Source organism: Burkholderia sp. AW33-5 (assembly GCF_053427615.1).
The window spans coordinates 96,859-120,720 of sequence record NZ_JBSAXA010000018.1; the positions used below are offsets into that span (position 1 = coordinate 96,859).

General features: G+C 66.8%; 20 protein-coding genes. 1 reads left to right on the forward strand and 19 read right to left on the reverse strand.

Translation table 11 applies throughout. The features are described from left to right. Nucleotides 1-53 precede the first annotated feature (53 nt). Nucleotides 54-2,852 carry a preprotein translocase subunit SecA gene (gene secA, locus ACV22V_RS24565; RefSeq protein ID WP_059535177.1) on the reverse strand — a complete coding sequence of 933 codons (2,799 nt, stop codon included), beginning with the start codon at nucleotides 2,850-2,852 and terminating at the stop codon, nucleotides 54-56. A gap of 267 nt (nucleotides 2,853-3,119) precedes the next feature. On the opposite strand from secA, the gene ACV22V_RS24570 reads away from it, so the two are divergent. Next, nucleotides 3,120-3,599, forward strand: a complete 480-nt coding sequence (locus ACV22V_RS24570) for a DUF721 domain-containing protein (RefSeq protein WP_059535175.1) — start codon at nucleotides 3,120-3,122, stop codon at nucleotides 3,597-3,599. A gap of 82 nt (nucleotides 3,600-3,681) precedes the next feature. Here ACV22V_RS24570 and lpxC read toward each other — a convergent pair whose 3' ends face one another. The 18 genes from lpxC to coq7 form a co-directional block, all read right to left on the reverse strand. Beyond that, nucleotides 3,682-4,599 (reverse strand): UDP-3-O-acyl-N-acetylglucosamine deacetylase, encoded by a 918-nt coding sequence (lpxC, locus tag ACV22V_RS24575; RefSeq protein ID WP_059535496.1) that lies wholly within the window; start codon nucleotides 4,597-4,599, stop codon nucleotides 3,682-3,684. A gap of 240 nt (nucleotides 4,600-4,839) precedes the next feature. Next, the gene (locus ACV22V_RS24580) at nucleotides 4,840-5,346 is read right to left on the reverse strand and encodes a peroxiredoxin (RefSeq protein ID WP_059535173.1); all 507 of its coding nucleotides are present in this window, start codon (nucleotides 5,344-5,346) and stop codon (nucleotides 4,840-4,842) included. Between the two features lie 200 nt (nucleotides 5,347-5,546). Further along, nucleotides 5,547-6,743, reverse strand: coding sequence for a cell division protein FtsZ (gene ftsZ, locus ACV22V_RS24585; protein WP_448015773.1), 1,197 nt, complete (start codon nucleotides 6,741-6,743; stop codon nucleotides 5,547-5,549). A 111-nt stretch (nucleotides 6,744-6,854) separates the two neighbouring features. Then, entirely contained in the window at nucleotides 6,855-8,087 is a 1,233-nt protein-coding gene (gene ftsA, locus ACV22V_RS24590) for a cell division protein FtsA (protein ID WP_006752447.1), read from the reverse strand. Nucleotides 8,088-8,113: 26 nt separating this feature from the next. After that, nucleotides 8,114-8,866: a cell division protein FtsQ/DivIB gene (locus ACV22V_RS24595; RefSeq protein WP_057926855.1), complete on the reverse strand. Its 753-nt coding sequence runs from the start codon at nucleotides 8,864-8,866 to the stop codon at nucleotides 8,114-8,116. A gap of 19 nt (nucleotides 8,867-8,885) precedes the next feature. Then, a complete protein-coding gene (locus ACV22V_RS24600) occupies nucleotides 8,886-9,827 on the reverse strand; it encodes a D-alanine--D-alanine ligase (RefSeq protein WP_059688957.1) in 942 nt (313 codons plus the stop codon). A 1-nt stretch (nucleotide 9,828) separates the two neighbouring features. Continuing rightward, nucleotides 9,829-11,226, reverse strand: a complete 1,398-nt coding sequence (gene murC, locus ACV22V_RS24605) for a UDP-N-acetylmuramate--L-alanine ligase (RefSeq protein WP_448015774.1) — start codon at nucleotides 11,224-11,226, stop codon at nucleotides 9,829-9,831. Further along, a complete protein-coding gene (gene murG, locus ACV22V_RS24610; protein ID WP_223962768.1) occupies nucleotides 11,223-12,326 on the reverse strand; it encodes an undecaprenyldiphospho-muramoylpentapeptide beta-N-acetylglucosaminyltransferase in 1,104 nt (367 codons plus the stop codon). The genes murC and murG overlap by 4 nt, the downstream gene beginning before the upstream one ends. Next, nucleotides 12,323-13,606: a putative lipid II flippase FtsW gene (gene ftsW, locus ACV22V_RS24615; RefSeq protein WP_059535166.1), complete on the reverse strand. Its 1,284-nt coding sequence runs from the start codon at nucleotides 13,604-13,606 to the stop codon at nucleotides 12,323-12,325. Before ftsW ends, murG begins: the two co-directional genes overlap by 4 nt. After that, nucleotides 13,603-15,114 (reverse strand): UDP-N-acetylmuramoyl-L-alanine--D-glutamate ligase, encoded by a 1,512-nt coding sequence (gene murD, locus ACV22V_RS24620; protein ID WP_448015775.1) that lies wholly within the window; start codon nucleotides 15,112-15,114, stop codon nucleotides 13,603-13,605. The genes ftsW and murD overlap by 4 nt, the downstream gene beginning before the upstream one ends. A gap of 28 nt (nucleotides 15,115-15,142) precedes the next feature. Further along, complete coding sequence (gene mraY / locus ACV22V_RS24625) at nucleotides 15,143-16,312, reverse strand: phospho-N-acetylmuramoyl-pentapeptide-transferase (protein ID WP_059451891.1); 1,170 nt, start codon at nucleotides 16,310-16,312, stop codon at nucleotides 15,143-15,145. A gap of 16 nt (nucleotides 16,313-16,328) precedes the next feature. Then, a complete protein-coding gene (locus tag ACV22V_RS24630) occupies nucleotides 16,329-17,735 on the reverse strand; it encodes a UDP-N-acetylmuramoyl-tripeptide--D-alanyl-D-alanine ligase (protein WP_448015776.1) in 1,407 nt (468 codons plus the stop codon). Further along, a complete protein-coding gene (locus tag ACV22V_RS24635) occupies nucleotides 17,732-19,270 on the reverse strand; it encodes a UDP-N-acetylmuramoyl-L-alanyl-D-glutamate--2,6-diaminopimelate ligase (protein WP_059688961.1) in 1,539 nt (512 codons plus the stop codon). Before ACV22V_RS24635 ends, ACV22V_RS24630 begins: the two co-directional genes overlap by 4 nt. Further along, on the reverse strand, nucleotides 19,267-21,114 hold the full coding sequence (locus ACV22V_RS24640) for a peptidoglycan D,D-transpeptidase FtsI family protein (protein WP_059535159.1): 1,848 nt from the start codon (nucleotides 21,112-21,114) through the stop codon (nucleotides 19,267-19,269). The genes ACV22V_RS24635 and ACV22V_RS24640 overlap by 4 nt, the downstream gene beginning before the upstream one ends. Further along, nucleotides 21,111-21,452 (reverse strand): cell division protein FtsL, encoded by a 342-nt coding sequence (gene ftsL / locus ACV22V_RS24645; protein ID WP_059535158.1) that lies wholly within the window; start codon nucleotides 21,450-21,452, stop codon nucleotides 21,111-21,113. The genes ACV22V_RS24640 and ftsL overlap by 4 nt, the downstream gene beginning before the upstream one ends. Then, nucleotides 21,449-22,390: a 16S rRNA (cytosine(1402)-N(4))-methyltransferase RsmH gene (gene rsmH, locus ACV22V_RS24650; RefSeq protein WP_059535156.1), complete on the reverse strand. Its 942-nt coding sequence runs from the start codon at nucleotides 22,388-22,390 to the stop codon at nucleotides 21,449-21,451. The genes ftsL and rsmH overlap by 4 nt, the downstream gene beginning before the upstream one ends. A 23-nt stretch (nucleotides 22,391-22,413) precedes the next feature. Further along, nucleotides 22,414-22,842, reverse strand: coding sequence for a division/cell wall cluster transcriptional repressor MraZ (gene mraZ / locus ACV22V_RS24655; protein WP_006400450.1), 429 nt, complete (start codon nucleotides 22,840-22,842; stop codon nucleotides 22,414-22,416). A gap of 387 nt (nucleotides 22,843-23,229) precedes the next feature. Continuing rightward, a complete protein-coding gene (gene coq7 / locus ACV22V_RS24660) occupies nucleotides 23,230-23,856 on the reverse strand; it encodes a 2-polyprenyl-3-methyl-6-methoxy-1,4-benzoquinone monooxygenase (protein WP_059608158.1) in 627 nt (208 codons plus the stop codon). Between the last annotated feature and the right edge of the window lie 6 nt (nucleotides 23,857-23,862).

Below are 23,862 nucleotides of genomic sequence, written 5' to 3' on the forward strand. Positions count from 1 at the left end.
TCACTGACTCGAAGCTGCGAACGAAGCGGCACGCGAATGCGCGCCGCCGCCGATCATGACAGCTTCCCGTGACATTGCTTGTACTTCTTGCCGCTGCCGCACGGGCACGGGTCGTTGCGGCCGACCTTCGGCATCTCGCCACCGGGGCCGCTGTGGGTCATCGCGCTGCCGACCATGTCGGCCGTCGCCGTGGCCGCGGTGGCGGCCGCGACGTTCGCGACCGGCGCGCCGGATTCCGCGTAGTCGGCATGCTGATACTCGACGTTTTCGAGATGACCGCCGCGCTCCTCGATCTGCTCGGCGGCTTCCTCGAGTTGCTCCGGCGACTGGATCTGCACGTTCATCACGATGCGCGTGACTTCCTGCTTGATCGCCTCGAGCATCGCGGCGAACAGCTCGAACGCTTCGCGCTTGTATTCCTGCTTCGGGTTCTTCTGCGCATAGCCGCGCAGGTGGATGCCCTGGCGCAGGTGGTCGAGCGCCGCGAGGTGCTCGCGCCACAGGCGGTCGACCGTCTGCAGCATCACCGAGCGCTCGAACGCGCTGAACGATTCGCGGCCGACCATCGCGACCTTCGTCTCGTACTGCTCGTCGGCGGCGGTCGTCACCGCTTCGAGAATCTCCTCGGCCGTGATCGACGACGACTCGTTCACCATTTCCTGGATCGCGAGGTCGAGCTGCCAGTCGTTGCGCAGCGCTTCCTCGAGCTCGGGCACGTCCCACTGTTCCTCGATGCTGCCTTGCGGCACGAACTGGTGGACGACTTCGGCGATCACGCCATGACGCATCGCCGAGATCGTCTCGGTGATGTCGTGGGCTTCGAGCAGTTCATTGCGCTGCTGATAGATCACCTTGCGCTGGTCGTTCGACACGTCGTCGTATTCGAGCAGCTGCTTGCGGATGTCGAAGTTGCGCGCTTCGACCTTGCGCTGCGCGGACTCGATCGAACGCGTGACGATGCCGGCCTCGATCGCCTCGCCTTCCGGCATCTTCAGGCGATCCATGATCGAGCGCACGCGGTCGCCCGCGAAGATGCGCAGCAGCGGATCGTCGAGCGACAGGTAGAAGCGCGACGAGCCCGGGTCGCCCTGGCGGCCCGCACGGCCGCGCAGCTGGTTGTCGATCCGGCGCGATTCGTGGCGCTCGGTGCCGATGATGTGCAGGCCGCCCGCGGCCTTCACCTGCTCGTGCAGCGTCTCCCACTCGTCGTGCAGCTGCTTGATGCGGCGCGCTTTTTCGTCGGCGGGGATCGCGTCGTCGGCGTCGATGAACGCAGCCTGCTTCTCGGCGTTGCCGCCGAGCACGATGTCGGTACCGCGACCGGCCATGTTGGTCGCGATCGTGATGCGGTTCGGCCGGCCGGCTTCCGCGACGATCGCGGCTTCACGCTCGTGCTGCTTCGCGTTCAGCACCTCGTGCGGCAGGCCTGCCTGCTTCAGCAGGTGCGACAGCAGCTCCGAGTTCTCGATCGACGTCGTGCCGACCAGCACCGGCTGGCCGCGCTCGTAGCAGTCGCGAATGTCGCGGATCACCGCGTCGTAGCGCTCCTTGGCCGTCTTGTAGATCTGGTCCTGCTTGTCGATCCGCTTCGGCGGGCGGTTGGTCGGGATCACGACCGTCTCGAGGCCGTAGATCTCGTTGAATTCGTACGCTTCGGTGTCGGCCGTACCGGTCATGCCCGCGAGCTTCGCGTACATGCGGAAGTAGTTCTGGAACGTGATCGAGGCGAGCGTCTGGTTCTCGCTCTGGATCTTCACGTGTTCCTTCGCCTCGACCGCCTGATGCAGGCCGTCGGACCAGCGGCGGCCCGCCATCAGGCGGCCCGTGAATTCGTCGACGATCACCACTTCGCCGTTCTGCACGACGTAGTGCTGGTCCTTGTGGAACAGCGTGTGCGCGCGCAGCGCGGCGTACACGTGGTGCATCAGCGTGATGTTCTGCGGCGCGTACAGGCTTTCGCCCTCGCCGATCAGGCCCCACTCGGCGAGCAGCCGCTCGGCCTTCTCGTGGCCCGACTCCGTCAGGAACACCTGGCGCGCCTTCTCGTCGAGCGTATAGTCGCCCGGCTTCTCGACGCCCGTGCCGTCGGCCTTCTCCTCGCCGATCTGGCGCTCGAGCAGCGGCGGCAGCGCGTTCATCCGCACGTACAGTTCGGTGTGATCTTCCGCCTGGCCGGAGATGATCAGCGGCGTACGCGCCTCGTCGATCAGGATCGAGTCCACTTCGTCGACGACCGCGAAGTTCAGTGCCCGCTGCACGCGCGCGTCGGTCTCGTAGACCATGTTGTCGCGCAGGTAGTCGAAGCCGAACTCGTTGTTCGTGCCGTAGGTGATGTCCGACGCGTAGGCCTGCTGCTTCTGGTCGTGCTCCATGCCGGACAGGTTGATGCCGACCGACAGACCGAGGAAGTTGTAGAGACGCGCCATCCATTCGGCGTCGCGCTGCGCGAGGTAGTCGTTGACCGTCACGACGTGCACGCCACGGCCGGCCAGCGCATTCAGGTAGACCGGCAGCGTCGCGACGAGCGTCTTGCCCTCGCCGGTGCGCATTTCCGCGATCTTGCCGTAGTGGAGCACCATGCCGCCGATCATTTGCACGTCGAAGTGGCGCATCTTCAGCACGCGGCGGCTTGCCTCCCGGCAGACCGCGAACGCCTCGGGCAGCAGCTTGTCGAGCGACTCGCCGCCCGCGATCCGCTGGCGGAACTCATCCGTCTTGCCGCGCAACTGGTCGTCCGTCAGCTTCTCGATCTGCGTTTCGAGCGCATTGATCGTCGCGACGGTCTTTTGGTATTGCTTGACGAGCCGCTGGTTGCGGCTGCCAAAAATTTTCTGGAGAAAACCGGTTGTCATCGGATCGGATCCTGCGTCGCAGCACCGGCGCCCGGCGCGCGTTGCGCGCCCCGACGCCCGAGCCTCGGCGGCTTAGCGAATTAGTGGAATCAAACGAGGAATTTTAGCACGCGAGGAAGCATGCGCCGGTGTCCCGGCCGGACTCGCGCCGCACGCCAAACCCGTGCGGGCAATCGGGCGCATGGCCCGAAAGCCGCCCGTGCGCTAGCCGGCGCGGGTACAATCGGCGTCAACGTCCGCGCCCGTGCGCGCCCGAAGAATGCCTCGATGAACCGATTTTCCAAGCGTTTCGGCCCGCTCGCCGCGTATCGCCCGCAACCCGTGTCCGAAGTGCTCAACCGCACCGACGCGTTCGCGGCGCTGCGCGCCGGCGTCGAACAGGTCGCGTCGCTGCAGCGCGACCTGGCCGCGCTGCTGCCCGACTATCTCGCGAATCACGTCGAGCCGGGCTCCATCAAGGACGGCACCCTGACCCTCTTTGCCGCGCACAATGCGCTCGCCGCCCGGCTGCGGCAGGTCGAGCCGCGCCTGCTCGCCGATCTCCAGAAGCGCGGCTGGCCGGTTTCGGCGCTGCGCGTGCGCGTGCGTCCGAAAGACGCGCCGGAACCCCCGCACGTGAAGCAGGCGCGCATGACGACCGTCGGCGCCACCGCGTTGCGCGACCTCGCCGATCACCTCGAGCCGTCGCCATTGCAGGCTGCACTCGCGCGAATGGCCGCGCGGCACGGTGCGAAGTCGTCGCGCTGAGTGCGCGCCGCCCCCGCGGGCCTGACGCCCAACAAAAAAGCGACCCGAAGGTCGCTTTTTTATCGCGGGTGCCGAACGCCGATCAGGCGAAGGCCGTCTGCGTGTCGAACGCGAAGCCGCTCGGCGCGGCTTGCGGATCGTCGAACGTGACGATCTCGTACGCGTCCTCGTGCGCGAGCAGTTCGCGCAGCAACGCGTTGTTCAGCCCGTGACCCGACTTGTATGCGGTGTACGACGCCAGCAGCGGATGGCCGACCACGTACAGGTCGCCGATCGCGTCGAGCATCTTGTGCTTCACGAATTCGTCGTCGTAGCGCAGCCCGTCGTTGTTCAGGATCCGGTATTCGTCGAGCACGATCGCGTTGTCCATGCTGCCGCCGCGTGCGAGACCCAGCTCGCGCATCATTTCGACTTCATGGGCAAAACCGAACGTGCGCGCACGCGCGATCTCGCGCACGTACGACGTGTTCGCGAAGTCGACCTCGAGTTCCTGGCCGGTCTTGTCGACGGCCGGGTGACGGAAGTCGATCGTGAACTTCAGCTTGAAGCCGAAATACGGATCGAGACGCGCGAACTTGTCGCCGTCGCGGATTTCGACCGGCTTCTTCACCTGGATGAAGCGCTTCGGCGCGTTCTGCTCCTCGATGCCCGCGGACTGGATCAGGAACACGAAGGACGCGGCGCTGCCGTCCATGATCGGGATTTCCTCGGCCGTCACGTCGACGTAGAGGTTGTCGATGCCGAGGCCGGCACACGCCGACATCAGGTGCTCGACGGTCGACACGCGCGCACCATCCTTCTGCAGCACCGACGCGAGCCGCGTGTCGCCGATCGACATCGCGGATGCCGGAATGTCGACAGGCGTGGGCAGGTCGACGCGCGAGAAAACGATCCCCGTGCCCGGCGCGGCCGGGCGGAGCGTCAGTTCGACCTTGCGGCCCGAGTGGAGACCGATGCCCACGGTCTTCACGATCGATTTGATGGTGCGCTGCTTCAGCATGATGTTCTTCATCTTGATTGAGAATATCAATCAGGAGTTATATTCGATAGGTGGGATTATAGCGTAATTCCCTATCCAACGCTGTTTGAAACTGCGTATCAATCTGTTTCGACTGTTTACCCGCGCCGATACGGGACGGGCCGATGCCCGGAACGGAGGCGTTTCCGGTCATCGGCCCGTGTTACAACTGTCCTGAGGCCGGTGAGCAGCGTTGCCGGCAGGCAACGGCGCACCGCACGATCAGGACGTCAACGTCGCGAGCACGCTCGCCGCATCGCTCACTTCGAACTTGCCCGGCGCTTCGACGGCCAGCGTCTTGACCACACCGTCGTCGACCACCATCGCGTAGCGCAGGGAACGGATTCCCATGCCACGCGCGGACAAATCCTGCGTCAGCCCCAGCGCATGAGTGAAAGCAGCGCTGCCGTCCGCCATCATGCGCACCTTGCCCGCGGTGTGCAGATCACGTCCCCATGCGCCCATCACGAATGCGTCGTTGACGGACACGCACCAGAGCTCGTCGATGCCCGCCGAGCGCAGTTGCTCGGCGTGCTCGACATAGCCCGGCACATGCTGCGCCGAACAGGTCGGCGTGAAAGCGCCCGGCAATCCGAAGATCACCACCCGCTTTCCCGCAACCTGATCGCGCACGCTGCAGGCATTCGGCCCCAGCGTGCAGCCTTCGCGCGCGTCGTCGATGAACTCGAACAGTTGCGCGTCGGGCAGCGCGTCGCCCACTTGAATCATGGCTGGTCCCTCATAGCGATACGGTTTTTCGGCGTATTGCGGACAGCACGTCCCATCCCGCTCCGCTCATGCGAAGAGGGCACGTTTCCCGGCCCGGCGTCGCATTCGACGCGGCCTGTCGTGGTCCGTGGCATCCGTCACGCCGGCGTTACCGCGGCAATCTCGTCGATCGCGCCGCGGCTTCGCCTTTGTGTGCGTCGTCAGTCAGCCTGCTTGCGCAGGAAAGCCGGGATGTCGTACGTGTCGACACCCTTCTCCTGCAGCGCCTGCACGTGCGATGCCGCGGTTTCGCGCGAGTTGCGCCACACCGCCGGCGTATCGAGCGCGCCGTAGTCGGCCGTGCTGACGTGCTGCGGCTGCGCATAGCCGTGCGAGACCGCGCTGACCGGCTGGTTGTCGGTACCCGTGCGCAGCAGCGTCATCGGAGCCGATTGCTGCTTCTTCTCCGCACGGCCCAGACCCGTCGCCACGACCGTCACACGCAGTGCATCGCCCATTGCGTCGTCGTACACCGCACCGAAGATCACCGTGGCGTCTTCCGCCGCGTAGCTCTTGATCGTGTTCATCACTTCGCGCGTTTCCGACAGGCGCAGCGAACGGCTCGACGTGATGTTGACCAGCACGCCGCGCGCGCCCGACAGATCGACGCCTTCGAGCAGCGGGCTCGCCACGGCCTGTTCCGCCGCGAGGCGTGCGCGATCGACGCCGGCGACCGTCGCCGTGCCCATCATCGCCTTGCCCTGCTCGCCCATCACCGTCTTCACGTCTTCGAAGTCGACGTTCACGAGGCCATCGACATTGATGATTTCGGCAATGCCTGCAACCGCGTTGTTCAACACGTCGTCCGCGCACTGGAAGCACTTGTCCATCTCGGCGTCATCGCCCATCACGTCGAACAGCTTGTCGTTCAGGACGACGATCAGCGAGTCGACGTGATCCTCCAGTTGCTGCGAGCCTGCTTCCGCGACGCGCATGCGCTTGCCGCCTTCGAATTCGAACGGCTTGCTGACGACACCCACCGTCAGGATGCCCATCTCCTTCGCGATCTGCGCGACCACCGGCGCCGCGCCCGTGCCCGTACCGCCACCCATGCCGGCCGTGATGAACACCATGTGCGCGCCACGCAGCGCGTCGGCGATGCGCTCGCGCGCCTCTTCCGCCGCCGCCTTGCCCATTTCCGGCTTCGCGCCTGCGCCGAGGCCGGTGTTGCCGAGCTGGATCACGGACGGTGCGCGCGCGCGCGACAGCGCCTGTGCGTCGGTGTTCATCACGATGAAGTCGACGCCCTGCACGCCACGGTTGATCATGTGCTGAACGGCATTGCCGCCAGCGCCGCCAACGCCGACCACCTTGATGATGGTGCCGTTGGTTTCGGTTTCCAGCATTTCGAATTCCATTGTTGCCTCCGTCAAGAAAATAAAACTACTCGGCCGTTATTCGGCAGGAGATCGGGCAACCCCCTGTCGCGCGCCAGCCGCCGGCACCGGCGCGAATTTCGATTCGGTTCGTCAGAAGTTGCTCAGGAACCATTCCTTCATCCGCGAGAAGATCTGCCCCGCGTTGCCGGACTGCACGGCGACCTTGCGGCCGCGCATGCGCTGAGCACTGCCTTCGACGAGCAGGCCCATCGCCGTCGAGTAGCGCGGATTGCGCACCACGTCGGCGAGGCCGCCTGCGTATTCCGGCGCGCCGATGCGCACCGGTTTCAGGAAAATGTCTTCGCCGAGCTCGACCATGCCCGGCATCATCGAAGCCCCGCCGGTAATGACCACGCCGGAGCTCAGCAGTTCTTCGTAACCCGACTCGCGCACGACCTGCTGCACGAGCGAGAACAGTTCCTCGACGCGCGGCTCGATCACGGCCGCGAGCGCCTGGCGCGACAGCGTGCGCGGGCCGCGTTCGCCGAGGCCCGGCACTTCGACCATCTCGTCCGGATCGGCGAGCGCCTGCTTCGCGATCCCGTAGCCGACCTTGATGTCTTCCGCATCCGGCGTCGGCGTGCGCAGCGCCATCGCGATGTCGCTCGTGATCTGGTCGCCGGCGATCGGAATCACCGCGGTATGGCGGATCGCGCCTTCGGCGAAGATCGCGATGTCGGTCGTGCCGCCGCCGATGTCGACCAGCACCACGCCGAGATCCTTTTCGTCTTCCGTCAGCACGGCCAGCGACGACGCGAGCGGCTGCAGGATCAGGTCGTTCACTTCCAGCCCGCAGCGACGCACGCACTTGACGATGTTCTGCGCGGCACTGACCGCGCCCGTCACGATGTGCACCTTCACCTCGAGGCGGATGCCGCTCATCCCGATCGGCTCGCGCACGTCTTCCTGGCCGTCGATGATGAATTCCTGCGTGAGGATGTGCAGCACCTGCTGGTCGGTCGGGATGTTGATCGCCTTCGCGGTCTCGATCACGCGCGCGACGTCCGTCTGCGTGACTTCCTTGTCCTTGATCGCGACCATCCCGCTCGAGTTGAAGCTGCGGATATGGCTGCCGGCAATCCCCGTGAACACGTTGGTGATCTTGCAGTCGGCCATCAGCTCGGCTTCCTCGAGCGCGCGCTGGATCGACTGCACGGTGGCCTCGATATTGACCACCACGCCCTTCTTCAGACCCTTCGATTCGCTCTGGCCGAGGCCGATCACCTCGTAATGGCCTTCGCCCTTCAGCTCGGCGACGATGGCCACCACCTTCGACGTGCCGATGTCGAGGGAAACCAGCAGATCCTTGTAGTCTTTGCTCATAAAGTGCTCTTGCGTGTGATCTCTCGTTACTTCTTGCGCTTGTCGGTATCGGTCAGGAACCGCATGCCTGCCGCACGAATCGCGAATCCGTTCGGATAACGCAGGTCCGCGTACTCGATGTCGTTGCCCCAACGCTCCGTGACGGCCGGCCACGCGGCGACGAGGCGCTGGCTCCGGTCATGCAGGGTCTCGCTGGTGCGCTCCTTGCCCAGCTCGACCTGCATGCCGTTCGACAGCTTCACCGTCCACGCGTAGCGCGCCGACAGCGTCACTTCTTCCGGCGCCGCCTTCAGCGGCGCAAACCAGTTCGTGAAGTCGCGATACCGCGTGACGACTTCCTTCGCACTGCCCTCCGGGCCGTCGAACGCCGGCAGTTCCTGATCCAGTTCGCCCTGGTTCGCGGTGAACAGCTCGCCGTCGACGCTCACGAGCTGCGCGCTGCCCCAGGTCCCGAGCGGTTTGTACTCCTCGAGCGTGACAGCCAGCGCATTCGGCCACACCCGGCGCACGCTCGCGTGGCGCACCCACGGCATCTGCTCGAACGCGGCACGCGCCGTATCGAGATCGACCGTGAAGAAATTGCCCTTCAGCCGGCCGACCACGCCCGCACGCACCGTCGGCGTGTTGATGTGCTCGGTGTCGCCGTCGATCCGGATTTCGCGCAGCGCGAACGTCGGACGCTGGATCAGCCAGTAGCAGCCGGCCGCCGCCAACACGAGCAGCAACAGCGCGTACAGCGCGCTGGCGGCAAGGTTGAGTTGGCGAACGTTGTTCCACATACGTCGTTCCGTTCCTGCGTCAGTCGTTGAGCGTAAGCGACAGCACCTTCACGACCAGCTCCGAATAGCTGATGCCGATCGACCGCGCGGCCTTCGGCGGCAGCGAGTGGTCGGTCATCCCGGGGGCCGTGTTCACTTCCAGGAAATACGCGTTGCCGGCGGCATCGAGCATGAAGTCCGCCCGACCCCAGTCGGTGCAGCCGAGCACGTCGAACGCGCGGCGCGCGATGCGCTTCAGTTCCGTTTCCTGTTCCGCGGGCAGCCCGCACGGAATCAGGTACTGCGTATCGTCGGCGACATACTTCGCGTGGTAGTCGTAGAACTCGCCGGCCGGCACGATCTTGATCAGCGGCAGGTCGAGATCGCCGGCGATGCACGCGGTGTATTCGCCGCCGCCTTCGATGCTCTTCTCGACGATCACGATCTTGTCGTGCGTCGCCGCTTCCGACAGTGCGGCGGGCAACGCGTCGGCCGTCTTCACCTTCAGCACCGCGACGCTCGAGCCTTCGCTCGCCGGCTTCACGAACAGCGGCAGGCCGAGCTTCGCGACGATGTCCGCCGCGCGCGCCGCGTAGTCGTCGCCGCGCATCACCGTCTCGAACGGCGGCGTCGGCACGCCCGTCTGCTGCCACACGAGCTTCGTGCGGAACTTGTCGAGGCCGAGCGCCGAGCCGAGCACGCCGCTGCCCGTGTAGCGGATCCCGTAGAAATCGAGCGCGCCCTGGATCTGGCCGTTCTCGCCGTAGCCGCCGTGCAGCGCGTTGAACGCGCGCACGAAGCCTTCGTCCTTCAGCGCCGACAACGGCCGCTCGGCCGGGTCGAACGGATGCGCGTCAACGCCCGCGTCACGCAGGCCCTGCAGCACGAGACGGCCCGAGGTGAGCGACACCTCGCGCTCGGCGGATTCGCCGCCGAACAACACCGCCACCTTGCCGAAACGTTTCGGATCGATCCCGCTCATGTCATGCCTTCTGTTGTGTGTGTTGCACGAGCTTCGCCGGCACGCCGCCGATCGAACCCGCGCCCATCGTGATCACCACGTCGCCGTTCTGCGCGACCTTGGCCAGTGCGTCCGGCACGTCGTCGACCGTCACGACGAACACCGGGTCAACCTTGCCCACCGCGCGCAGCGCACGCGACAGCGCGTCGCCGTTGGCCGTCGCGATCGCCGCTTCGCCCGCGGCATAGACTTCCGTCAGCACCAGCGCGTCGACCGTCGACAGCACGTTGACGAAGTCGTCGAAACAATCGCGCGTGCGCGTGTAGCGGTGCGGCTGGAACGCCAGCACGAGGCGGCGGCCCGGGAACGCGCCGCGCGCGGCCGCGATCGTCGCGGCCATCTCGACGGGGTGATGGCCGTAGTCGTCGATCAGCGTGTAGTGGCCGCCGTCCGCGCTCGGCACCTCGCCGTAGCGCTGGAAGCGTCGGCCGACGCCGTTGAATTCCGCCAGCGCCAGCTGGATCGCGTCGTCCGCCACGCCGAGATCGGTCGCGATCGCGATCGCCGCGAGCGCGTTCTGCACGTTGTGCAGGCCCGGCAGGTTCAGCACCACCGCGAGCGGCGCACGGCCTTCGCGGATCACCGTGAAGTGCATGCGGCCGTCGCGCGCGTCGATGTCTTCCGCACGCACCTGCGCGTCCGGCGACAGCCCGTAGCGCACGACCGGCTTCGAAATGAACGGGATGATCTGCCGCACGTTCGGATCGTCGACGCACACCACCGCGCTGCCGTAGAACGGCAGGCGCTGCGTGAATTCGATGAACGCCTGCTTGAGCCGCGCGAAATCGTGGCCGTAGGTGTCCATGTGATCGGCGTCGATGTTCGTGATGACTTCGATCACCGGATACAGGTTCAGGAACGACGCGTCCGATTCGTCGGCCTCGGCGACGATGAAGTCGCCCGTGCCGAGCCGCGCGTTCGCGCCGGCGCTGATCAGCCGGCCGCCGATCACGAAGGTCGGGTCCAGCCCGCCCGCCGCGAGCACGCTCGCGACGAGGCTCGTCGTCGTGGTCTTGCCGTGCGTGCCGGCGATCGCGATCCCCTGCTTCAGGCGCATCAGCTCCGCGAGCATCACCGCGCGCTGCACGATCGGCACGCGCTGGTGGCGCGCGGCGAGCACTTCGGGGTTGTCCGAGCGCACGGCCGTCGACACGACGACCGCGTTCGCGCCCTCGATGTTCGCCGCGTCGTGCCCGATCGCGATCCGCGCGCCGAGCGCCGCGAGGCGATCGGTCACCGCGTTGCGCGACAGGTCGGAGCCGCTGACCTCGTAGCCGAGGTTGACGAGCACTTCGGCGATGCCGCTCATGCCCGCGCCGCCGATCCCGACGAAATGAATGTGTTTGACGATGTGTTTCATTGCAGTTGTTCCAGGTTCGCGCCAGCCACCTTCGCGCAGACGCGCGCGACTTCGTCGGTGGCCTCGGGCTTCGCCAGCGAGCGCGAACGCTCCGCCATGTCCGCGAGCGACGCCCGCGACTGGCCGCGCAGCCAGTCGGCAAGCAGTTCCGCCGACAGGTCGCGTTGTTGCACCAGCACCGCCGCGCCCGCATCGGCGAGGAACGCGGCGTTGGTCGTCTGGTGGTCGTCGACCGCGTACGGGAACGGCACGAACAGCGCCGCCACGCCCACCGCCGCGATTTCCGACACCGTCATCGCGCCGGAGCGGCAGATCACGAGATCCGCCGCCGCGTATGCGGTGGCCATGTCGTCGATGAACGGCACGAGCCGCACGTCGTCGCCGCCGGTGAATCCGGCCGCTTCGTAATTCGCCTTCAGCGCGTCGATGTGCTTCGCGCCGGCCTGGTGCACGATGCGCGGGCGCTCGCCCGGCGCCAGCAGCGCCAGCGCGCGCGGCACGACTTCGTTCAGCGCGGCGGCGCCGAGACTGCCGCCGACGACCAGCACGTTCAGCGGGCCGCTGCGCGACGCATAGCGTGCTTTGGGCGTTTCCGTGCGCGCAAGTTCCGCGCGAATCGGGTTGCCGGTCCATTCCGCGTGCGGCAGTGCGTCGGGGAACGCAACGAGCACGCGCTTCGCGAATTTCGCGAGCACTTTGTTCGCGAGACCGGCGATCGAATTCTGTTCGTGCAGCACGAGCGGTCGGCCCGACAGCGCGGTCATCACGCCCGCCGGGAACGTGATGTAGCCGCCCATCCCGAGCACGACGTCCGGCCGCACGCGGCGCAGCGCACCGAGACTCTGCCAGCACGCGCGCAGCAGGTTGAACGGCAGCGTCAGCTTGGTCTTCAGGCCCTTGCCGCGCAGTCCGCCGAAGCGCACATATTCCATCGGAATGCCGTGCTTCGGCACGAGCGTCGCTTCCATCCCGGCCGGATTGCCGAGCCACACGACGCGCCAGCCCGCCGCTTCCATCCGGTGCGCGACGGCGAGCCCCGGGAACACGTGGCCCCCGGTGCCGCCTGCCATCACCATCAGCGTGCGTCGCGACGCGGTCATACCTTCCCTCCCCGCATCAATACGCGATTTTCATAGTCGACACGCAACAGCACCGCAAGCGCGACACAGTTCAGCAGGATGCCCGAGCCGCCGTAGCTCACGAGCGGCAGCGTCAGGCCCTTGGTCGGCAGCAGGCCGAGGTTCACGCCCATGTTGATGAACGTCTGCGCGCCGAACCAGATGCCGATGCCCTTCGCCATCAGGCCCGCGAACGTGCGGTCGAGCGCGAGCGCCTGACGGCCGATCTCGAACGCGCGGCGCACGATCCAGTAAAACAGCAGGATCACGACCAGCACGCCGACGAAGCCGAGCTCCTCGCCGATCACCGCGAGGATGAAGTCGGTATGCGCTTCGGGCAGGTAGTTCAGCTTCTCGACGCTGCCGCCGAGGCCGACGCCGAACCACTCGCCGCGGCCGAACGCGATCAGCGAGTGCGTGAGCTGGTACGCCTTGCCCTGCGCATAGCGTTCGTCCCATGGATCGAGGTACGCGAAGATCCGCTCGCGACGCCACGGCGACAGCCATACGAGCATCGTGAAGGTGCCGACGGCCGTCGCGACCAGGCCGCCGAACAGCTTGCCGTTGACGCCGCCGAGGAACAGCACGCCCATCGCGATCGCGGCGACCACCATGAACGCGCCCATGTCCGGCTCGAGCAGCAGCAGCGCGCCGACGAGACCGACCGCGAACGCCATCGGCAGGAAGCCCTTCGCGAAGCTCTGCATGTATTCCTGCTTGCGCACCGTGTAGTTCGCCGCGTAGATCGTCACCGCGAGCTTCATGATTTCCGACGGCTGCATGTTGGTGATGCCGAGCGGAATCCAGCGGCGCGCACCGTTCACCCCCTTGCCGACGTGCGGGATCAGCACGATCACGAGGCCGACCAGTGCGATCAGGAAGAGATGCGGCGCGTATTTGTCCCAGGTCGACACGGGCACGCGGAACGCGATCACCGCCGCGATGAACGCGACGCCAAGCGACACGCAGTGGCGCATCAGGAACGCATAGTCGTGATACGACGCGTATTTCGGCGAATCGGGCATCGCGATCGACGCCGAGTACACCATCACCACGCCGAGCCCGAGCAGCGCGATCGCGACCCACAGCAGCGAGTAGTCGAAATCGAGCATCCGCGAGCGGCTCGGCCGCACGCCGTTGACGACGCTCGCGAGGCCGCCGGTCGCGGCGCGCGTGGCCGACGCGACGCGGCCGCCGGCGGCATTGCCGCCGGTGTCGCGCCGGTCGTTGAAACGGGAGACGAGGCGATCGGACCAGCTCATGGCGTCGCTCCTTTGTCGATGGCGATTTCATCCACCGCCGCGCGGAACACATCCGCGCGATGGGCGTAGTTCCTGAACATGTCGAGGCTCGCGCACGCGGGCGACAGCAGCACCGCATCGCCCGGCTCGGCGAGGTCGGCGGCGGCATGCACCGCGCCTTCGAGCGTCGCGTGGTCGGCGAGCGGCACGCCGGTTTCGGCGAGCGTGTCGCGAATCGCCGGCGCATCGCGGCCGATCAGCATCACCGCACGGCACCAGCGCGCGACCGGCGCGACCAGCGGCGCGAAATCCTGCCCCTTGCCGTCGCCGCCGGCGATCAGCACGATCTTCTGCGCGAGCCCGTCGAGCGCGGCCACCGTCGCGCCGACGTTCGTTCCCTTACTGTCGTCGACGTAGTCCACGTCGTCGATCGTCGCGATCACTTCGACGCGATGCGCCTCGCCGCGATATTCGCGCAGCGCATGCAGCAACGGCGCGGCCGGCAGATCGATCGCGCGTGCAAGCGCGAACGCGGCCAGCGCGTTCGCCGCGTTGTGCAGCCCGCGGATGCGCAGCGCGTCGGCCGGCATCAGGCGCTTCTGCGCGATGTCGGGCGTATGCGCGCCGTCGCGCTTGCGGCGACGGCTCGTCGTCGTCTCGTCCGGCGCGTCGCGGTCGACCGCTTCGACCAGCCACGCAATGCCGTTGTCGCGCGACAGGCCGTAGTCGCCGTCCTGCGTCGGTTCGTTCAGGCCGAACGTGACCGTGCGCGCCGCATCGGCCGCGCCGGCGGCCGGCGCGAACTTCATCACGGCCGCATCGTCGCGGTTGAGCACGCGCGTGGTCGTCGCGCCGAAGATCCGGCCCTTCGCGGCCGCATAGGCGTCGAAGCTGCCGTGCCAGTCGAGGTGATCCTGCGTGATGTTGAGGATCGCGGCCGCATCCGGCGCGAACGTGCGTGCCGTCTCGAGCTGGAAGCTCGACAGTTCGAGCACCCAGACGTCGGGCAACGCGATATCGTCGATCGCGCCCGCGAGCCGGTCGAGCATCGCCGGGCTGATGTTGCCGGCGACGGCGACCTTCTTGCCCGAACGCTGGCACAGCAGGCCCGTGAGACTCGTCGTCGTGGTCTTGCCGTTGGTGCCGGTGATCGCGAGCACCTTCGGCTGGTAGCCGCTCGTGCCGAGCGCGCGCAGCGCCTGCGCGAAGAATTCCAGTTCGCCCCACACGGCGATCGCGCGCTCGTTCGCGGCCGCGATCAGCGCCGCCAGTGCCGGTTCGAGCGGCGACAGGCCGGGGCTCAGCCCGACGATCTCGACGCCGCCGTCGAGCAGCGCAGGCGTGAACGGCCCGCCGACGAACTCCGCATCGATGCCTTCGGCCTGCAGCGCGGCAAGGTTCGGCGGCGCCTCGCGGGTATCGGCAATTCGCAGCCGGCACCCGTGCCTCGCGCACCAACGCGCGATCGCGAGACCCGATTCCCCGAGCCCCAGTACGAGCACCATCGGCCGCTGCCGATCTCCAAACATCTCGCCAGACATCCTTGTTACCTTTCCTTTACCGCAGCTTGAGGGTGGACAGACCGAACAGGCACAGCATCAGCGTGATGATCCAGAAACGCACCACCACCTGCGTTTCCTTCCAGCCGGACAATTCGAAATGGTGATGCAGCGGTGCCATCTTCAGCAGGCGCCGCCCTTCGCCGTAACGCTTCTTCGTGTACTTGAACCACGACACCTGCAGCATCACCGACAGCGTTTCCGCGACGAAGATGCCGCCCATGATGAACAGCACGATTTCCTGACGCACGATCACCGCGACCGTGCCGAGCGCGCCGCCGAGCGCCAGCGCGCCGACGTCGCCCATGAACACCTGCGCGGGGTGCGTGTTGTACCAGAGGAACGCGAGCCCTGCCCCGCCCATCGCGGAGCAGAAGATCAGCAATTCACCGGCGCCCGGGATGTGCGGGAACAGCAGGTATTTCGAATAGACCGAGCTGCCCATCACGTACGCGAACACGCCGAGCGACGCACCGACCAGCACGACCGGCATGATCACGAGACCGTCGAGGCCGTCGGTCAGGTTCACCGCGTTGCTCGCGCCGACGATCACGAAGTAGGTCAGCACGATGAAGCCCCAGACGCCCAGCGGGTAGCTGATCGACTTCAGGAACGGCAACATCAGGTCGGCCCGCGCGGGCAGCCCCATCGACAGGCCGCTGCGCACCCACGCCATGAACAGGTCGAACACACGCACGTTGTTCGCCTCGGACACGCTGAATGCGAGGTAGACCGCCGCGAACAGCCCGATCACCGACTGCCAGAAATACTTCTCGCGCGACGACATCCCGCGCGGGTCCTTGTAGACGACCTTGCGGTAGTCATCGACCCAGCCAATGACGCCGAAGCCGAACGTGACGAGCATCACGATCCAGATGAAACGGTTCGTCAGGTCGCCCCACAGCAGCGTCGCGACCGCGATGCCGATCAGGATCAGCACGCCGCCCATCGTCGGCGTGCCGGACTTGACGAGATGGCTCTGCGGGCCGTCCTTGCGCACGGCCTGCCCGACCTTCATTTGCGTCAGCTTGCGGATCACCCACGGTCCGCACACGAGCCCGATCCCGAGCGCGGTGATGGTAGCCATCACCGCACGGAACGTCAGGTACGTGAACAAGCGCAAAAAGCTTGCGTCTCCTTGCAGCCATTGCGCCAGCGCCAGCAGCATGCTTCCTTCCTTCTACTCAGTGTGCCGCGGGCACCGTGCCCGCCGCGGGTTGTTTCGTCAGCGCGTCGACCACGCGCTCCATCTTCATGTACCGCGAGCCCTTCACGAGCACCGTCGCCTGCGCGCCGTAGCCCGCCGCGAGCAGCGCCGTCACCAGCGCGCCGACGTCGCCGAAATGGCGGGCCGTGTCGCCGTACGCGGTACATGCATCGCGCGAGGCATCGCCGAGCGCGAACAGCGCATCGATGCCGCGCTCGCGCGCATACGCGCCGATCTCCCGGTGAAATGCCGGGCCTTCGTCGCCCACCTCGCCCATGTCGCCGATCACCAGCACGCGCGGCGCCGGTTGTGCGGCCAGCACGTCGATCGCCGCGCGCATCGAATCGGGGTTCGCGTTGTAGGTGTCGTCGACGACCGTCGCGCCCGCGAGGCTGCCGACGTCCGCTCGCCGGACCTGCAAACGGCCCTTGACCGGCTCGAACGATTCGAGGCCCTGCTTGATCGCGGTCAGCTCGATACCGGCCGCGAGCGTCGCGGCCGTGGCCGCCAATGCGTTGCGTGCGTTGTGCTCGCCGAGTGCGCGCAGCCGCACCGTCACCGAGCCGGACGGCGTGTCGATCGCAAGCTCGCCGCCGTGCAGACGGCCCGTGACCTGCGCATCGATCTGCCGTTCGGCGTCGTGCAGCGCGAAATCGAGAATCCGGTTGCCGGTCGCCGCGACACGCCAGATACCGGCGTACGCGTCGTCGGCCGGAAACACCGCGACGCCGTCCGGCGTCAGCGCATGGATCACGGCTGCGTGTTCGAGCGCGACCGCCTCGACCGTCGCCATGAATTCCTGGTGTTCGCGCTGCGCATTGTTGACGAGCGCGACGGTCGGCGCCGCGAGGCGCGCGAGAACTTCGGTCTCGCCCGGGTGATTCATCCCGAGCTCGATCACCGCGACGCGATGCGCGTCCGACAGGCGCAGCAGCGTCAGCGGCACGCCGATGTCGTTGTTCAGGTTGCCGGCCGTCGCCAGCCGCGCGTCTGCGCCGACTGCCGCCGTAAAGATCGACGCGATCATTTCCTTGACGGTCGTCTTGCCGTTGCTGCCCGTCACCGCGACGAGCGGCACCGCGAAGCGCTTGCGCCAGCCGTGCGCGAGCGCGCCAAGCGCGGCACGCGTTTCACCACCCTCGACGACCGGCATCGCGAGGCCCGCCGGCGCGTGCGCGACGAGCGCCGCGGCCGCGCCGCGCGCGGCCACGTCGCCGAGGAAGTCGTGCGCGTCGAAGCGCTCGCCCTTCAGCGCAACGAACAGGTCGCCCGGGCCGACCGTGCGGCTGTCCGTCGACACGCGCTCGAAGGTGGTTTCCGGATCGCCGTGGACGGTCGCGCCGGGAATCAGGCGCGCGGCTTCGCCGAGACTGAGCATCGTCATTCGCCGCCTCCCTTGCCGTGCGTCGCGCGTGCCGCGAGCGCGAGCCGCGCGTGGTCCTGATCGGAGAATGCGCGCTTCTTGCCCATGATTTCCTGCGTCGCCTCGTGCCCCTTGCCGGCCAGCACGACGACGTCCTCGCGGGCCGCGCCGCGCACGGCCTGCAGGATCGCGCTCGCGCGATCCTCGATGCGACGTGCGCGATCGGGCGCGGTCATCCCCGCGATGACCTGGTCGATGATGCGCTGCGGATCCTCGCTGCGCGGATTGTCGCTCGTGACGACGACTTCGTCGGCGAGCCGCTCGGCGATCGCGCCCATCAGCGGGCGCTTCGTCGCGTCGCGATCGCCGCCGCAGCCGAACATGCAGACGAGCCGCCCGCCGCGCGCCGCCGCGATCGGGCGCAATGCATCGAGCGTCTTGTCGAGCGCATCGGGCGTGTGTGCGTAGTCGATCACGACCAGCGGTTCGTCGTTCTGCAGCCGGCCGCCAAGGCGCTGCATGCGCCCGTTGACGGACTCGAGCCGCGCAATCTCCGCGACGGCCGCATCGAACGGCACGTCGGCCGCGAGCAGCGAGCCGAGCACCGCGAGCAGGTTGCTGACGTTGAACGTGCCGAGCGTGCCGACCTCGACGTCCGCGTCGCCCCACGACGAGCGCAGGCGGAAAGCCGTGCCCGTGGCGGTCGCGCGCACGTCGAGCGCGACCAGCTCGCGATCGGCGTCGGCCGCCTGCGCGTCGCCGATCCCGTATGCGATCGTGCGCACGCGGCCGGCCAGCTTCTCGAGCAGGCGGCGGCCGGCTTCGTCGTCGCGATTGACGACCGCCGCGCGCAGACCGCGCCACGCGAACAGCTTCGACTTCGCCGCTTCGTACGCGTCGAACGTGCCGTGATAGTCGAGGTGATCCTGCGTGAGGTTCGTGAAGACGGCGATGTCGAATGCCGTGCCGTTCACGCGGCCCTGATGCAGCGCGTGCGAAGACACTTCCATCGCGACGGCTTTCGCGCCCGCGTCGTGCAGTTGCGCGAGGCTGCGCTGCAGCTGCGGCGCGTCAGGTGTCGTGAAGCCGGTCGGCACCAGTTGCCCCGGCATGCCGCTGCCGAGCGTGCCGATCAGCGCGCACGGCTGGTGCAGCGCCGTCAGCGCGGCCGCGATCCATTGCGTGCAGGACGTCTTGCCGTTGGTGCCGGTCACGCCGATGGCGAGCAGGCTGTCGCTCGGGTCGCCGTACCAGCCGCTGGCGATCTCGCCGGCCAGTTGGTCGAGCGCCGGCACCGCGAGTGCGACGGGCACGGCCGGTGCGGCTTCGAGACCTTCCGGCTGATACAGCACGGCGGCCGCGCCGCGCGCGACGGCATCGGAAATGAAGGCGCGATTGTCTGCCCCGTCGACCGCATAGCCGAGGAACACGTCGCCTGCCTTCAGGCTGCGCGTGTCGGCATGCAGTTGCGCCGCGGGGGCCACATGCTGGCGCAGCCACGCAAGCGCGGCCGCGATCTGCTGATGCGCCGGATGAGAACTGCGAGCGGCGCTCATCGAACAACTCCTGGTGAATTACGTGTCGTGCTGGATACGATCATATGCTTCGCGCCGCCGCCCGCGGCGAGCTTTTGCGGGCCCGTCCCGGCGGGCGCGCCAGGCGCGTCGTCGGACACGACGAGCTGCTTGATCGGCATGTTCGGCGGCACGTTCAGCGCGCGCATCGTATCGCCCGCGATCGCCGAGAATACGGGGCCGGACACCTGGCCGCCGAAGTGGCTGCCGGCGGTCGGCTCGTCGACCGACACCGCGATCACGACGCGCGGATTCGGCATCGGCGCCATGCCGACGAACGACGCGCGGTACTTGCGCGTGTAGCCGTGGCCTTCATGCTTGTAAGCGGTACCGCTCTTGCCGCCGACGCGATAACCCGGCACGGCCGCATCCGGCGACGTGCCGCCCGGCGCCACCACCGTTTCGAGCATCGCGCGCACTTCGCGCGCGGTGGTCGGATTGAACACCTGCGTGCCCACGATCGGCTGATTGGGGTCGGTCTTGAAAATGGTCACGGGCATCAGCTCGCCGTCATGCGCGATCGCCGTGTAGGCGCGCGCGAGCTGGAACAGCGACACCGACAGGCCGTAGCCGTACGACATCGTCGCCTGCTCGATGCGGCGCCAGCTCTTCCACGGACGCAGCCGACCGGCCACCGCGCCCGGGAACCCGACCTTCGGCGCCTGGCCGAGGCCGATGCTCGTATACATATTCCACATTTCCTCGGGCCGCATCGTCATCGCGATCTTCGTCGCGCCGATGTTGCTCGACTTCTGGATCACGCCGCCGACCGTCAGCGTGCCGAAACCTGCGTCGTCGGTGATCGGTGCGCCGTCGAGCACGAAATGCCCGTTGCCCGTCTCGACGAGCGTATTCGGCGTCACGCGGTGCAGGTCGAGCGCGAGCGACACCGTAAACGGCTTCATGATCGAACCCGGTTCGAACACGTCGGTCATGATCCGGTTGCGCAACTGCTCGCCCGTCATGCGCGAGCGGTCGTTCGGGTTGTACGTCGGGTAGTTGACGAGCGCCAGCACCTCGCCGGTGCGCACGTCGACGACCATCGCCGCGCCGGCCTTCGCCTTGAACTTCTCGACGGCGGCCTTCAGGTTCGCATACGCGATGTACTGGATCTTGCTGTCGATCGACAGATCGACGTCCGTCCCGTTGTGCGGCGGAATCTGTTCGGCGACGTCCTCGACGATGTGCCCCATCCGGTCCTTGATCACGCGGCGCACGCCGGATGTGCCGGACAGCATCTTCTGGTCGCCGAGTTCGACGCCCTCCTGCCCTTCGTCCTCGACGTTCGTGAAGCCGATCAGATGAGCGGTGATCTCGCCTTCCGGATAGAAGCGCTTGTATTCGTTGCGCTGATAGATACCGGGAATGTCGAGCGCGGCGACCTTGTCCGCGACGTCGATCGGCACCTGGCGCTTTACGTAGACGAAACCCTTGTCCTGCGACAGCTTCACGCGCAGTTCCTTCGGCGTCATGCCGAGGAGCTTGCCGAGCTGGTTGACCTTGCCGGCGTCGAGATCGTCCGGCACGGCGTCCGGAATCGCCCAGATCGCGCGCACGGGCAGACTCGTCGCGAGCACGAGCCCGTTACGGTCGAGGATCTTGCCGCGCGTGGCCGGCAGCTCGATCGTGCGCTGGTAGCGGCTCTCGCCCTGCTTCTGGTAGAACGCGTTGCCGGGGCCCTGGATCCAGAACGCCCGCGCGGCGAGCGCGACGAACGCCATGAACAGCAGGAACACGACGAGTTTCGAGCGCCACATCGGCAAGTGCACGCCGAGCACGGGGCTCGACGAGAACTTCACGTCCTGGCGCTTTTGCGACGGCTTCATCGCGCGCCTCCGTTGCCCTTGGTGGCCGTATCGGCCGACGCGGGAATCGGCGCGTCGATCGCCTTCGCGGCGCCCGACGGCAGCGTCAGGTACTGGGTACGACCCGTCGTGATCGGCTGCATCTTCAGCGAATCGTTCGCGAGCTGCTCGATGCGGGACGTCTTGGACAGCGCGCTCTGCTGATATTGAAGCTGCGCGTAGTCCTGCTGGAGCTGACGCTCCTGCGACTGCGCGCGCTGCAGCTGAATGAAGATCTGGCGCTGCTGGTTCGTCGAGTTGACGACCGACAGCGCGCAGCCCATCACGATGATCAGCAGGAAGATGTTGAAGCGGCTCATGGCGTGACGCGCTCCGCGATGCGCATCACGGCCGACCGGGCGCGCGGATTCGCGGCGACTTCCGCCTCGCTCGGGAACTGACGGCTGATGATCTTGAGCGGCGGGCTCGGGAGGTCGACGGCGCGGATCGGCAGGCGACGATCGACCGCGGGCGCACTCGCGTGCGCCTGCATGAATCGCTTGACGATCCGGTCCTCGAGTGAATGAAAGCTGATGACCACCAGCCGCCCCCCTTGCTCCAGCAACGACAATGCCGCGTCTAGTACGACTTGCAGGTCCGCAAGCTCTTGATTGACGTGAATCCGTATAGCCTGAAAGGTGCGGGTTGCCGGATCCTTGCCCTTCTCACGGGTTTTGACGACGTTACCCACGATTTGGGCAAGCTCGCCCGTGGTGTCGAGAGGCCCAAGACGGTCGGACTCTGCCCGGCGAGCAACAAGCGCCTTTGCAATCTGAAAAGCAAACCGTTCTTCCCCATAATCTCGTATCACCTCCGTCAATTCCTGCACCGAAGCCCGCGCGAGCCACTCGGCCGCCGACTCGCCGCGCGTCGGATCCATTCGCATGTCCAGCGGGCCATCCGCTCGAAAGCTGAAGCCGCGCGCCGGATCGTCCACCTGCGGCGAGGACACGCCCAGGTCCAGCAACACACCCGACACCTTCTCGACACCGCGCGCCGCAAGCGCGTCGCGCATCGATGCAAAGCTGTCATGCACGATCGAGAAGCGCGCATCCTCGATACGCTGCGCCGTCTCGATCGCCCTCGGATCCTTGTCGAACGCGATCAGCCGGCCGCCCGGCGCCAGCCGCGCGAGCACCGCGCGGCTATGACCGCCGCGCCCGAACGTGCCGTCGACATAAATGCCGTCCGGCCGCGTCACGAGCGAATCGACCGCTTCGTCCAACAGTACGGTCCGATGCTGCAATTCGTTTCCCATCGCGGGCGTCTCCGTCACCGCAATCAGAACGTGAAGTTCTTCAGCGCGTCGGGCATGCCCTGCGCCATCGCTGCCTGCTCCTTCGCGATGTAGGTCTGCGAATCCCACAGCTCGAAGTGACTACCCATTCCCAACAACATGACTTCCTTTTCCAGTCCGGCCGCCATCCGCAGCTCGGGCGATACGAGAATCCGGCCTGCGCTGTCGAGATCGACATCCATCGCATTGCCGAGAAAAATTCGCCGCCACCAATGCGCGTCCATCGGCAGCGCGGCGATCTTGGCGCGGAATACTTCCCATTCGGGGCGCGGAAACAGCAACAGGCAGCCGTCCGGGTGCTTGGTCACAGTCACCCGTCCTTCTGCCTGTCCTTGCAGCGCTTCGCGATAGCGAGCCGGCACCGACATCCGCCCTTTCGCATCGAGCGTCAGCGCCGACGCCCCTTGGAACACTTTCCGCTCTCCCGTTCAGGGCACCGAAGCACCCGCTCAATGCTCAAGAATTTAGCCCGAATGGCCCGCTAAATCACACAAAAATACACTTTCTCACACTGTCTCCCACTTTAGTGGAAGGGTTTGGCACGGTCAAGGGAGCGGCCCGGTTTTTTGACGAATTTTGTTAGTTAGAACAAGGACTTACGCGCGCATGCTCATGCGGCCCCTCATACCAAAAACCGTTATAAATGAATGAGCTAGTGCAACTTGTGAAGGTGATACGTGAGAAAGGCGGGCCAGACTGGCGTGCGGACGGGGCTTTCGGGGGCGGGAAAACGCGGAAAAAACGGGCGGTATCGGGAACGGCGAACCAGGACGGCGTCGCGCGCCGCCCCGGCCCGAATGTCAGAGATAGTATGCAGTGCTCGTCATGACTTTCGACGCGGCACGCATCAGCATCCGCGCGGGCAGCGGCAGCTCGATCCCGCCGGCGTCGGTCGCGGCCTTGCCGTGCTTCACCTCGTCGAGCCGCATCTGCTCGACGATCGCACGCGACGCCGTGTCGGTCGCCGGCAGCTCGGACAGGTGCCCGTCGAGATGGCTCTCGACCTGGCGCTCCGTCTCCGCCATGAAGCCGAGGCTGACCTTGTCGCCCAGCGTGCCGGCGACGACGCCGATCGCGAGCGCGCCAGCGTACCACAGCGGGTTGAGCAGACTCGGACGCGAATCGAGTTCCTTCAGCCGATGCGCGGTCCACGCGAGATGATCCTCCTCCTCGCGCGCGGCTTCCTCGAACATCGCCTTCGACGACGACGAGCGCGCGGTCAGCTTCTGCGCCTGATAAAGCGCCTGCGCGCAGACCTCGCCGACATGGTTCACGCGCATCAGCCCGGCTGCGTGCGTGCGCTCCGCGGGCGTCAGTTCGCCGGCCGGCGGCTCCGCCGGCGCGGGCACCGGGCGGCTCATCCGGCTAATGCCGGTCAGCGATCGCAGGCCGCGATCGAATTCGCTGATCAGTTCATCCAACACCATCCTGTT

What these genes read in the sequence shown, in the direction of transcription:
- secA (WP_059535177.1), bottom strand. Translation starts at nt 2,852, where the DNA reads ATGACAACCGGTTTTCTCCAGAAAATTTTTGGCAGCCGCAACCAGCGG.
- ACV22V_RS24570 (WP_059535175.1), top strand. Translation starts at nt 3,120, where the DNA reads ATGAACCGATTTTCCAAGCGTTTCGGCCCGCTCGCCGCGTATCGCCCG.
- lpxC (WP_059535496.1), bottom strand. Translation starts at nt 4,599, where the DNA reads ATGCTGAAGCAGCGCACCATCAAATCGATCGTGAAGACCGTGGGCATC.
- ACV22V_RS24580 (WP_059535173.1), bottom strand. Translation starts at nt 5,346, where the DNA reads ATGATTCAAGTGGGCGACGCGCTGCCCGACGCGCAACTGTTCGAGTTC.
- ftsZ (WP_448015773.1), bottom strand. Translation starts at nt 6,743, where the DNA reads ATGGAATTCGAAATGCTGGAAACCGAAACCAACGGCACCATCATCAAG.
- ftsA (WP_006752447.1), bottom strand. Translation starts at nt 8,087, where the DNA reads ATGAGCAAAGACTACAAGGATCTGCTGGTTTCCCTCGACATCGGCACG.
- ACV22V_RS24595 (WP_057926855.1), bottom strand. Translation starts at nt 8,866, where the DNA reads ATGTGGAACAACGTTCGCCAACTCAACCTTGCCGCCAGCGCGCTGTAC.
- ACV22V_RS24600 (WP_059688957.1), bottom strand. Translation starts at nt 9,827, where the DNA reads ATGAGCGGGATCGATCCGAAACGTTTCGGCAAGGTGGCGGTGTTGTTC.
- murC (WP_448015774.1), bottom strand. Translation starts at nt 11,226, where the DNA reads ATGAAACACATCGTCAAACACATTCATTTCGTCGGGATCGGCGGCGCG.
- murG (WP_223962768.1), bottom strand. Translation starts at nt 12,326, where the DNA reads ATGACCGCGTCGCGACGCACGCTGATGGTGATGGCAGGCGGCACCGGG.
- ftsW (WP_059535166.1), bottom strand. Translation starts at nt 13,606, where the DNA reads ATGAGCTGGTCCGATCGCCTCGTCTCCCGTTTCAACGACCGGCGCGAC.
- murD (WP_448015775.1), bottom strand. Translation starts at nt 15,114, where the DNA reads ATGTTTGGAGATCGGCAGCGGCCGATGGTGCTCGTACTGGGGCTCGGG.
- mraY (WP_059451891.1), bottom strand. Translation starts at nt 16,312, where the DNA reads ATGCTGCTGGCGCTGGCGCAATGGCTGCAAGGAGACGCAAGCTTTTTG.
- ACV22V_RS24630 (WP_448015776.1), bottom strand. Translation starts at nt 17,735, where the DNA reads ATGACGATGCTCAGTCTCGGCGAAGCCGCGCGCCTGATTCCCGGCGCG.
- ACV22V_RS24635 (WP_059688961.1), bottom strand. Translation starts at nt 19,270, where the DNA reads ATGAGCGCCGCTCGCAGTTCTCATCCGGCGCATCAGCAGATCGCGGCC.
- ACV22V_RS24640 (WP_059535159.1), bottom strand. Translation starts at nt 21,114, where the DNA reads ATGAAGCCGTCGCAAAAGCGCCAGGACGTGAAGTTCTCGTCGAGCCCC.
- ftsL (WP_059535158.1), bottom strand. Translation starts at nt 21,452, where the DNA reads ATGAGCCGCTTCAACATCTTCCTGCTGATCATCGTGATGGGCTGCGCG.
- rsmH (WP_059535156.1), bottom strand. Translation starts at nt 22,390, where the DNA reads ATGGGAAACGAATTGCAGCATCGGACCGTACTGTTGGACGAAGCGGTC.
- coq7 (WP_059608158.1), bottom strand. Translation starts at nt 23,856, where the DNA reads ATGGTGTTGGATGAACTGATCAGCGAATTCGATCGCGGCCTGCGATCG.